The sequence below is a fragment of the Variovorax sp. P1_H12_2 genome, from assembly GCF_056405335.1.
In genome coordinates, this window is the sequence record NZ_JBFUCI010000202.1 from 1 (window position 1) to 10,897 (window position 10,897).

Annotated in this window: 11 protein-coding genes; 4 read left to right on the forward strand and 7 right to left on the reverse strand. The window is 63.9% G+C overall.

Translation table 11 applies throughout. The annotated features are described in order from the left end of the window. On the reverse strand, nt 1-1,066 hold a 1,066-nt coding region (locus AC1D2K_RS19735; protein ID WP_478090524.1), incomplete at its 3' end, for a Rieske 2Fe-2S domain-containing protein. 18 nt (nt 1,067-1,084) lie between these two features. Further along, nucleotides 1,085-2,071, reverse strand: a complete 987-nt coding sequence (locus tag AC1D2K_RS19740; RefSeq protein ID WP_478090525.1) for a PDR/VanB family oxidoreductase — start codon at nt 2,069-2,071, stop codon at nt 1,085-1,087. A gap of 357 nt (nt 2,072-2,428) precedes the next feature. Between AC1D2K_RS19740 and AC1D2K_RS19745 the strand changes: the two genes are divergently transcribed. The 3 genes from AC1D2K_RS19745 (at nt 2,429) to AC1D2K_RS19755 (ending at nt 5,963) form a co-directional block, all read left to right on the forward strand. Continuing rightward, nucleotides 2,429-3,433, forward strand: a complete 1,005-nt coding sequence (locus AC1D2K_RS19745) for an AraC family transcriptional regulator (RefSeq protein WP_478090526.1) — start codon at nt 2,429-2,431, stop codon at nt 3,431-3,433. A 98-nt stretch (nt 3,434-3,531) separates the two neighbouring features. Next, on the forward strand, nt 3,532-5,127 hold the full coding sequence (locus AC1D2K_RS19750) for a phytoene desaturase family protein (protein WP_478090527.1): 1,596 nt from the start codon (nt 3,532-3,534) through the stop codon (nt 5,125-5,127). A gap of 53 nt (nt 5,128-5,180) precedes the next feature. Then, a complete protein-coding gene (locus tag AC1D2K_RS19755) occupies nt 5,181-5,963 on the forward strand; it encodes a cyclase family protein (protein ID WP_478090528.1) in 783 nt (260 codons plus the stop codon). A gap of 72 nt (nt 5,964-6,035) precedes the next feature. Here the strand turns inward: AC1D2K_RS19755 and AC1D2K_RS19760 are convergent, their stop codons facing one another. The 5 genes from AC1D2K_RS19760 to AC1D2K_RS19780 form a co-directional block, all read right to left on the reverse strand. Next, nucleotides 6,036-6,761: an ABC transporter ATP-binding protein gene (locus AC1D2K_RS19760; RefSeq protein ID WP_478090529.1), complete on the reverse strand. Its 726-nt coding sequence runs from the start codon at nt 6,759-6,761 to the stop codon at nt 6,036-6,038. After that, nucleotides 6,758-7,516 (reverse strand): ABC transporter ATP-binding protein, encoded by a 759-nt coding sequence (locus AC1D2K_RS19765; RefSeq protein ID WP_478090530.1) that lies wholly within the window; start codon nt 7,514-7,516, stop codon nt 6,758-6,760. Before AC1D2K_RS19765 ends, AC1D2K_RS19760 begins: the two co-directional genes overlap by 4 nt. Next, entirely contained in the window at nt 7,513-8,457 is a 945-nt protein-coding gene (locus AC1D2K_RS19770; protein ID WP_478090531.1) for a branched-chain amino acid ABC transporter permease, read from the reverse strand. Before AC1D2K_RS19770 ends, AC1D2K_RS19765 begins: the two co-directional genes overlap by 4 nt. A 108-nt stretch (nt 8,458-8,565) precedes the next feature. Continuing rightward, complete coding sequence (locus tag AC1D2K_RS19775) at nt 8,566-9,486, reverse strand: branched-chain amino acid ABC transporter permease (protein WP_478090532.1); 921 nt, start codon at nt 9,484-9,486, stop codon at nt 8,566-8,568. A 227-nt stretch (nt 9,487-9,713) separates the two neighbouring features. Beyond that, nucleotides 9,714-10,322 carry a cysteine hydrolase family protein gene (locus AC1D2K_RS19780; protein WP_478090533.1) on the reverse strand — a complete coding sequence of 203 codons (609 nt, stop codon included), beginning with the start codon at nt 10,320-10,322 and terminating at the stop codon, nt 9,714-9,716. Between the two features lie 310 nt (nt 10,323-10,632). On the opposite strand from AC1D2K_RS19780, the gene AC1D2K_RS19785 reads away from it, so the two are divergent. Continuing rightward, nucleotides 10,633-10,897, forward strand: a 265-nt coding sequence (locus tag AC1D2K_RS19785; protein WP_478090534.1) for a hypothetical protein, incomplete at its 3' end; no start/stop codon positions are given.

The following is a 10,897-nucleotide window of genomic DNA, read 5'->3' on the forward strand; positions in this document are numbered from 1 at the left end:
GCGCACGATCGAACACCTCGGGCGGTGCGCCCTTGAGGCGGAAGGTCTGGATCTCGACCATGGTGCGGTTCACGCTGACAGGACGGATCACGCGGAACTGCTGGAACACGGTGTGCGGCGATCCGCTGCCGTAGACGATGGTGTTGTGACGGTTCATGCCGAGGATCTCCCGTGCTCGCTCTTCGCCGTGCACATCCGCAAGMGACTTGAAGTGCGCCCGCGACACAGCGTCTCGCGTGGCGGCCGCAGGGTCGAAGATCGCCTCCATGTAGCCGTGCCCGTTCTCGTAGGCCCGCAACTCGAGCTTTTCCCAAAACTCATAGGGCTCACCGTTGCCGTCCATGATCAGCAGCTCGAAGGGCATCTCACCGAGCGCCTTCGCTTCTTCGCGCGCAGCCACGACGGAAGACTCGTGCGTCACGCGCGCATGCATGGTGTCATGCAGGTTCTCGTAGAACACCTTCCAGTTCGACTCCTGCATCACCCGGAAGGTGCCACCGGCCACTTCCACCTCGCCCACCGGCGAGCGATCGCACAGATTGTCGATCGACGAGATCACCCCGCCGAGAAAGCCGCGCAGATCAGGACCATCGCCCGACTGGCTTGCGAACACGAACCCGCGATAGCTTTCGACACGGGCCAGCGACCGCATCGAGAAGTCCGGATGAGCCGGGTCATAGTTGGTGTTTTCCAGCCCGCTCTTCAGCGRCGCAGACAGATGACTTCCATCCAGCTTGAAAGTCCATGCGTGGTAAGGACAACGGAAGAACTTGCCGGCACAGCCGTCTCCCTCTGCGACCAGCTTCGCGCCCTTGTGAGGGCAGCGGTTGTACAGCACGTGGACCTTCTTGTCCGCAGCGCGCACCATCACCACATCCTGGTCGCCGAGGCGCGTCGTGTGATAGTCGCCCAGGGCGGGAACCTGGCTCTCATGGCCTACGTAGATCCATGCCTGGCCATAGATGCGATCCATCTCGAGTGCAAAGATGCGCGGGTCCGTATAGACGCTCTTGTGCACACTGTCCGGGCGCACAAGCGCTGCGATTTCCTCATGGGTGAGTGTCATTGGGATTTCCTTCAGGAGTCAGATTTCGAGCACAAGGCGGTCCGAGCGGGCCCGCGAAACACAAGCGCAGAACGAGCCACTTTCACGGTCTCGCGGAGACAGGCACATGTCGCGATGATCCGGTTCACCGCCCAGGACCTTGACGACGCAAACGCCGCAATCCCCTCGACGACAATCGAACATCGGATCCAGGCCGGCAGCCTCCATGGCTTCGAGCACGGTCGTGCCCGCCGGCACGTCCAGCGTGCAGCCGCTCACGGCCAGGTCGACACTGAACGCTCGGTCGCCTGCGGCCTCCAGCGAACCAGCGAACAGTTCGCAGTGCAGGGTGGACTCGTCCCACCCAAGCGCCAGCGCCGCTGCGAGCGCAGCCGCAATGAATCCCTTCGGTCCGCACACGTACAAGTGACGGTGTGGAGCAGCCGCCCCAATGGCTTCGCCCAGCGGCAGCCCCTGCTGCGGATCGCCGCCGTCGAACCAGCAGCGAGCGCCTGGCATCGATGCGATCTCTTCACAGTAGGCCGCCTCCTTCGGGCTGCGCGCGGCGTAGTGGAGCGTGAATGGTGCCTGCGCGTGCCGCAGCGCTCGCGCCATGCACAGAATGGGGGTGATGCCGATCCCCGCAGCCAGAAGCAAGTGATCTTGAGCCGACGGCGCGAGTGCAAACAGATTGCGGGGCGTCGACGCCTTGACGCTCGCGCCTTCCTGGAGACCATGCACCCAGCGCGACCCACCGTCGCCCCCGTCCTCGCGCTGCACCGCGATCTCGTAGCGACTGCCGCCATCGGCCGGCGTGACCAGCGAATAGGCGCGATGAAGGCGCACGGTTCCGTCTTCATCCGGCACGTGCAACTCGAGATGCGCGCCAGGCTCGTAGGACGGCACGGCGCTGCCGTCGGCTGTGGCGAGCACCAGGCGGCGGATGCGCGGTGTGATGGCGTCTATCTTCTCGACGCGCAATTCGAGTGTGGGCATGAATCCGGCAGTGACGACAAGAGCATGCATGCGAATCTATTGACTCGTGTCCGACCGCAAAAGCCGAAGCTGGCATCTCTTATCCGCAATCAGCAACCGGCATGGACTTTTGCCGGATTCGGATGGATGGGGTGCATTCGGTTGCCAATTTCGGACAATTCTTCCGGGCGATGGAAATCCCGCGGCGATCCGAGCCGAGGGCGGCGCGGTGAATCAGCAGGTGATGCCCATGGCATCGATCTTGCACTGGGTGCACAAGCGACCTGGTCACTCAACCCCGGGCTGACCCTGATGCCGGCAGTTCCCAGGTGCTTTAGGATTAAATTATGTAGACCTCACGCAGATCGGCCCTGAATGCGGCCGCAAGATGGGGTCAGAAAGGCCCTCATGAATGCCGCTGCCCCAGCGCTGAATCTTGCGCAGATCTACAAGAGCCCCGTGTTCAGTTCACGCTCGGCGGTGGAATCGCACAGCGAGCTCAGTCGCGCAATCGTGAATCACAGCTTGCGCTGGGGGAGAGGCGAGGTGACAACCTCGTTGTACAAGAGGCACCTCGAGCGTATCAGCCTCATGATCCTGAGCTACGGAGCCGAGGTCGAGGTGACTCCCGACGTCTTCGAAGATTTCATTCTGGTGCAGATGCCGCTGCTGGGCGCATCCGAGATCGAAGTCGAAGGTCGGTCGGTGCAGGTGGCGCAAGGCGAGATCGCGGTCATCGCTCCGTTTCAGCGTGTGCGCCTTCTATGGCAGCAGGGCTGCAAGCAGCTCATCCTGAAGATTCCTGGCGACCTGGTGCACGGCACATGGGGCAAGTCAGGCGTCGAGGGCGATTCGATGCCTTGGGTCGACCCCTTGTTCAAGCTGGACGCCAAGCTTGCCGTCCATTGGCACGCGTTGCTGCGCCAATTGCTCGCACTGCTGCCGACCCACGACGCGTCCTCCCTGCACCCGGCATGGCTCGGCCAGTTCGAGCGCACCGCAGCATCATTTCTTCTCACTCACCAACCCTCTGCACGCCGGTCTGAACGACCTGGCGTTGACGGAGATTCAGGCGAAGTTCCAGCAAATGCCTCGGAAAACGCCCGGCTCGATCAGCTGGAACGCTACATTCGCAGCCGCCTGTTCGCACCGATCTCCCTGGCCGACCTGGCCCGTGCGGCTGGCATTTCTCCGCGCAGCCTGAATGCCCTGTGCCATCAGCACCGCGGCGTCGCTCCCATGGTGCTGCTGCGAAACCTGCGCCTCGAGGCCGCGCGCGATCGGCTCGCTACGTCGCCCATCAGCGTGACCGAAGCCGCGATGGCGCACGGCTTTGGCCATCTGGGTCGATTCTCGGCCTACTACCGCGAGCGATTCGGTGAGTTGCCGCGCCAGACCGGCCGTCTGTCCTGAGGCCAGGCCCGCCCAACGCTGCGAAATTCGGATAGTTCCGCACGTCGAAAGGTGCGTAGCGGATAGCCGCGCAACGCCGCTCGCAGCACCATGGGGCCATGTCCTATGCCTCCAATCGCCGCATCGACGCGTTAATCGTCGGCAGCGGCATCAATTCGCTGGTTTGCGCGGCACTGCTGGCGCGCAGCGGCCGCAAGGTTCGTGTTCTCGAGCGCGAAGCCACACTCGGCGGCTGCATCCGTACGGATGAGCTCACCCTGCCCGGCTTTCGACACGACACGCTGTCGACCGCACACCCGCTTTTCCTGGTCGGGCCGGCCTACGCTGCATTGGGTAGCGCACTCCACGATGCAGGTCTGCTTTACGCCAACACCACCTTGCCGACCGGCGCGCTGTTGCCCGACGGACGTCACGTCGTGTTGTCCACCTCGCGCGAGGCGAACCTCGCCCGCTTCGATGCCATCCACTCGGGCGATGGCGCTGCCTACGCTGCCGCAGTGGAGGAGATCACGCAGCAGGCGCCGCTCGTGTTCTCGTTGCTCGGCAATGAGCTCTGGCGCCTCGGCACCGCCAAGACGCTGGCGGCCGCCGCATGGAAGGAAGGCGCGCATGGAATGGCTGGCTTCATTGGCAGCATGATGCCGACCGCGCGCACATGGCTCGAACAAGCCTTCGGTTCCGATCTGCCAGGCGCCCTCCTGGCGCCCTGGGTGCTGCATTGCGGGCTGGGTCCCGACGCACCGTTGTCGGCGCTCATGGCCAAGGTGGTCGCATTCACCGTGGAATCGGTGGGCATGCCGATCGTTCGTGGCGGAAACGCAAATTTCGTCCACGCATTTCAGCGCCTGATCGTCGATGCCGGCGGCGAGTTCGAGACCCACGCCGACGTGGCTCGAATCCTGGTCCAGAACGGGCGCGCTGTCGGCGTGCAGTTGGCTGACGGGCGTGAACATCGCGCTGCCGAGGTCATTTGCAACGTCACGCCGACCCAGCTCTACGGCCGACTCCTGACGTCAGACCAAATTCCTTCCGAGGTGAGGGTCCACGCGCAGAAGTGGCGCTACGGGAAGGGCAACATGCAGATCCATCTCGCTCTTTCAGAAGCGCCGGAATGGTCGAATGACGAACTGGCACGGGTCGGCTACCTGCACCTCACCGGCGGCGCCAACGCCGTGTCGCGGGCCGTCAACGAGGCAGAGCGCGGACTTCTGCCGGCCGAGCCCACCATTTGCATCGCGCAGCCCACGGCCTTCGATCCAAGTCGTGCGCCCCCGGGGCGTCACATCCTGTGGATTCAGCTGCCGGAATGCCCGCGCGAGCCCGTCGGCGATGCCGCTGGCGAGATTGAAGTGGCGCCGGGGGGACAGTGGTCTGTTGCCTTGCGCGAGGCGTATGCAGATCGGATCGTGGCGAGCATCGCCAGGCATGTGCCAAATCTCGAGCGCAGCATTCTCGCCCGCCACGTCATCTCGCCCACTGACCTGGAGCGGCTCAATATCAACCTGGTCGGTGGTGACCCCTACGGCGGCGATTGCGGCCTCGATCAGTCGTTCCTCTGGCGCCAGTCGCGTTCGCTACGCAACCACGAAACACCGATCTCCCGCCTTTGGCATATCGGAGCATCGACGCATCCCGGTCCGGGTCTGGGCGGAGGGTCGGGGTTTCACATGGCCAAGGCGCTGGGAGCCGCCTAGGGCAAGCGACCGGCGCACAACTGAATTCAACAACCCAGGAGAACGAGCACCCAATGACAACCTCTTCGCTTATTGAGTTGGCACAAGGCCTTGCCAGCGGCGCCGTACGCGTCGTCGACCTGACGCACACCCTGTCGCCCGATTTTCCGGCGCTTCAACTGCCCCCGCAGTTCGGCCAGGTGGCAGGTTTCAAGATGGAACGCATCTCGCACTATGACGAGGCCGGCCCAGGCTGGTACTGGAACAATTTCTCCTGCGGCGAGCACACGGGTACTCACTTCGATGCACCTGTTCACTGGGTGACCGGCAAGGACCACGCGAACAACACGGTCGACACGATCGACCCTCATCAGTTCTTCGGACCGGCCTGTGTCGTCGACGCCAGTGCGGAGGTCGCCCGCGACCCCGACTGGCTTCTCACCGTCGAGTTCCTTCAGGCTTGGGAACAGCGTCACGGCCGGATCCAGGCCGGGGCCTGGCTGCTGTTCCGAACCGACTGGAGCAGGCGCATCGTCGACCCCGCGTCCTTCGTCAACATGCGCGAAGACGGCCCGCACACACCAGGCCCCACACCGGAGGCGGTCGAGTGGCTGATACGCGAGCGTGACGTTCGAGGCTTCGGGGTCGAGACCATCAACACCGATGCAGGCCAGTCTCACAGCTGGACGCTCGGCTACCCGTGTCACACCCTCATGCATGGCGCGAACAAATATGGCCTTCAGTGCCTGAGGAACCTGGACCAGTTGCCGCCGCAGGGTGCGCTGATCGTCGCGGCGCCCTTGAAGATCGAAGGCGGTTCAGGGTCACCGTTGCGCGTGCTGGCGCTGGTGCAGTAGCCAGTCCGGGGCCCCGGTCCAAGGCAAACGCCGTGGCTCTCTGGGGCCCTTGGGGTGGCAAAGCCGCGGGCCTCAGACGCTCAGGTACCGCGTCCAGATGGATCTGTCGTTCGCCAACGATTGCGAATCGCCGCGCCAGACCACGCGACCCCGCTCGAGGACAACGTGCTGATCCGCAATGGCGAGCAGGCGGTCGACATACTTGTCAACGACCAACGTCGTCTGTCCCTCTGAGCGCAGAAGCCTCAGGCAGTTCCAGATCTCTTCGCGGATCAAGGGCGCGAGCCCCTCCGTGGCCTCGTCGAGGACCAACAACCGTGGATTGGTCGAAAGCGCTCGGGCGATAGCGAGCATCTGTTGCTCACCTCCCGAGAGTTGATTTCCAAAATTCCGCTGCCGCTCCGCCAGGCGAGGAAAGAGCTTGAACAGCCGCGACGGCGTCCATTGCGGCGCTTCGCGTCCGGCCGCAACCGGCGGGCGGGCAAACGCCATCAGATGCTCGCGGACGGTGAGATTGGGAAAGCACTGACGGCCCTCCGGTACGACGGCGATCCCAAGCCGCGCGATGGCATCAGCGCGCAGGCCGGCAAGCGGGCGATCGGCGAACCAGGTGTCACCCGTGACCGACCGGAGCACGCCAAGCAGACTCTTGATCGTCGTGCTCTTGCCCATGCCGTTGCGCCCGAGAAGCGAGACCACCTGACCCGCGTGAATGTCCAGATCGATGCCGAACAGGACCTGGCTTGCACCGTACTTGGCCGTCAGATTCCTGCAGCTCAGTAGAGACGTTGCGGTCATGACAGCGCCTCGGATCCGAGGTAGGCGGATTGGACGTTGGGATCGTTCCGGATGGTGGCGCCATCCCCGGTCGCGATGACCCGACCCCCCACAAGGACCGAGATCCGGTTGGCGAGCCGGAACACGGCGTCCATGTCATGCTCGATGAGCAGAATGGCCATGTCTCGCCGTAGTTCTTGAATGAGCAGTGTCATGCGCTCCGATTCGTGCGGCCCCATTCCGGCCATGGGCTCGTCCAATACCAGAAGCTTGGGAGCCGATGCCAGGGACAGCGCGATGTCGAGTTGGCGTTGCGCGCCATGAGGCAGCGTCCCGGCGGTCTGCGCGAGCGACTCGAGCAGACCGACCCTTCGTGCAAGCTCGACGGCACGTTCGACCAGTTCGGGCTCCGCATCCCGATGGCCCCATGCTTTCAGCGGATGGGGTGAACTGGCCTGCACTGCCAGACGCAGATTGTCGAGGACACTGTCGTCCCGAAAGATACTGGTGACCTGGAAACACCGCGACATGCCCGCGCGGACCCGTGCATGGGCTGACATGCGCGTCAGGTCCACCCCTGCGAGGCTGATGGATCCACCATCGACGGGAATATGCCCGGAGATGAGATTCACCAAAGTGCTCTTTCCCGCTCCATTGGGACCGATCAACGCATGGATCTCGCGTGGCAGGACATCCAGACTGACGTCATCGGTGGCGACCAGCTTTTGAAAGGATTTGCGCAGACCCACAACCCGAAGAAGAGAAGCCTGGTTCACGATGGAGGCGCCTGGTGGGAGGAGGAGTCGACGTTCGAGCGCCACGAGGCGATCAGGGCGCAAAGCCCGCGCGGCGCCGCCAGAACGATGATGATGAGCAGCACGCCCAAGGGCCAGTGCCAGTACTCGGTCCATTGCCGCAAGACTTCTTCAAGCACCATCCAGACGCAAACGCCCACGACCGCACCCCAGCGCCAGCCCAGCCCACCGAGCACAACGATGACGAGCATGTTGGCGGATTGCGACCAGTGCATGCTGGAGGGGCTCACGAAGCCGTTGTGCGTGACGAGCAGGGCGCCTGCGAGCCCCGCAACCGCGCCGGCAAGGACGAAAGTCAGGAAGCGGATCTTGAAGACGGGATAGCCCAGGGCGGTCATGCGTGTCTCGTTGTCACGCACCGCACACAACGCACGCCCGAAGCGCGAACGCAGGAAACAGGTGGTTCCTGCAAAGCAGGCGGTGACAAGAATCACGACCACCCCATAGAACGTCGCATCGTCCTTGATGTCGAGCCCGGCGCCCAATGACGGCAGGGTCGTCAGGCTGTGGCCGTCGTCGCCACCGTAGATCCGAAGCGAGCTTGCCAGGTAGTAGAGCATCTGGGCGAACGCCAGCGTGCTCATGATGAAATACACGCCCTTGGCGCGCAATGCAACGGATCCGATGGCGGCTGCAGCGAGTGCGGCGATCGCTGCGGACAGCGGCCATATGATCCAGGCCGACACAAGTCCTGCTTCCGTCAACGCAACGACTGCGTAGGCCCCGACGCCCATGAAGCCCGCGTGACCGAGTGCGAACATCCCGCCGTAGCCGACGAGCAGGTTCAGGCTTGTGGCAGCCAGCGCCATGATCATCACTCGACGAAGGAAGCTCAGGTAGTAGTCGAGGTCGAACGCCGCAGTCAGCATGGGCAGTACCAGCAGCAAGGCGACGAGCACCATCGGCAGGACATGGTCGCTCAGCCGGCGCGATGCAGGAGGCGCAAGACTCGGCGCCTCGAACCGAGGCGCGTTTTCGAGGGGGGCATCGAGGCTCATAGGTCGATCCTCTCAGCCACGGGCGGGGAACAGGCCACTGGGACGGTAGCAAAGGACCGCCGCCATCAGCACGTAGGTGAGCATGCTGGCCAGCGCCGGTGCCACGTCGGAGACCAGGGAGGGCTGCATGAACTGACGCAGGAAGGCCGGCGCGAAGGCGCGCCCGACGGTGTCGACCAGGCCGACGATCAACGCCGCGAGAAAGGCGCCTCGAATCGACCCGATCCCGCCGATCACGATGACGATGAGGGCCGGGATCATGATGGATTCGCCCATTCCGACCTGGACGGAAGTGATCGGCCCCATGAGCGCGCCAGCGAGCCCGGCAAGCGCTGCGCCGAGCGCAAAGACTGCGGCGAACACGGCGCTGACGCGGACACCCATCAGTTCAGCCATGCCCCGATTGGATGCGCCGGCCCGCACCAGCATCCCCAACCGGGTGTGATTCACAATGGCGTACAGGAAGAACGCGACGGCAAGGCCAGCGAGAAGTATCAGCACGCGGTAGGCGGGATAGGACCAGCCATCGACGATGTAGAGCGGACCGGTCAGCATGGGCGGCATCTCTGCGAGGATCGGCGCTGCGCCCCAAACGAGTTTCACGGCGTCATCGGCGATCAGGATGATCCCCAGGGTCGCCGTCACCTGAACGAGGTGGCTCTTCGCATAAAGCCGACGCATCAACGTGCACTCCAGCAGGGCAGCGAGTGCGACGGTCGCAACGACGGCGAACAAGACGGCGACGACGAAGGAGCCGGACGCTTGATGCGCGACCGCGCCGAAGTACGCGCCCAGCATGAACAGCGTCCCGTGGGCGAGGTTCATCGTGTCCATGACGCCGAACACGAGGGTCAAGCCCGCAGCCAGGAGAAACAGCATGAGGCCATAGCCGAGCCCATGGAGCAACTGCTCGATGATGACTGCTGCGGTCACGACATGTTCCCTTGGCTGCACTCGATTCGATCGGTGTCGCATGGCGTTCGACACCGACTGCAAGCCGGACAGGGAAGGCGTGTCTGGTCGCACTGGAACATGGGCGTATTCATCGTCAGGATGCGGTGAAGTCTATCGACGAGGCTCGCGCCCGCATATCCAGAATCGGCAGCCACAAAAACCGGCCTATCCGATTTCCGCGACGACGCAAGCGTCCGGCCGAGGGATCACAACGTGCCACCCGCCACCGCCTTCAGCGCACCGTTCACATCGGTGATGCCCGCGATGAGCCCCATGCTGGTCAACGCGCCTTCGTGCACCTGCGGCGCGCCTGCAGCACATGCGTCGGCCGCCACCAGGATCTCGTATCCACGATCCGCCGCGTCCCGCACCGTGTTTTCGACCACGGAGTGCGTTGCAACACCGGCAACGATCAAATGCGTGACGTCAAGCATGCGCAGGGTCTGATCGACAGAGGTGCCGACGAAGGCGCTGATGCGCGTGTGAGTCACCACGAACTCACGATGGCTTTGCTGCGGCGCCAGTGATTTCATGAACTCGGCGCCCCACTCTCCGTCCTTGACCGCACCGAGCTCGACGGTCTTGCGGAAGATCGGCGTGTTCCTGGGGCAGTCCGCATAGTCCGGGCGAAAGGCAATGCGAACATGGATGATCGGCAACTGCATCTTCCGGGCGCCTGCGAGCAACCGCTGCGCGGCGCCGATCACGCGGTCTCGCACCGGGTCGTTTTCTGCCAATCCGACACGGATGCGGCCATCGGGATGAAGCACTTCATTCTGGTAGTGCAATGCGAGAACGGCCGCGCGAGAGGTCATGAGATTCCTTCCTTCAAGAGAATGCCGGGCCTTGTACGCCGACGGCGTGCGAACCGGATCCCCTGGTCGCCCGGCCGCAGACGGGGCGCCCTGTCTTCGTTCTGCTGCACCCGGTCGGGAATCGCAAGTCTGCGCAGTGTCGCGTTGCCTGGCTATCCGAGATGCGCAATCTCGCCCGCCTTTCTGTCCGGTTTTGGAGGCTTCTCGAGAGATTCAGACGCCTCCTCGGCAAAGCCCGGGTGACCGCACCGGTTGAGGCATTGCCGTACGCCTCGCTGCGGCGTATCGTGTCTGGCTGAAGGAGCAGCCCATGCCTTCACGAACACACCTGGTACGCCAAGAAGCGCGCGGCATGCCGCCGATGCCGCTGAGTCCATCGAGCGACCCGGAGGCAATGACGCCGCCGCCGTCGGATGCCGAGTTGTGCGAACACGCCGTGCAAGCCATCTGGCGATGTCTGGATGCACATGATCTTCTGGACGAGCACGGACGAAACGACCTGGCAACGGTCCTCGAGCCGCTGACCGCCCTGGCCTTCGGGGACCGCCCGCGACGCTTGGTCAACATCCTCAGGT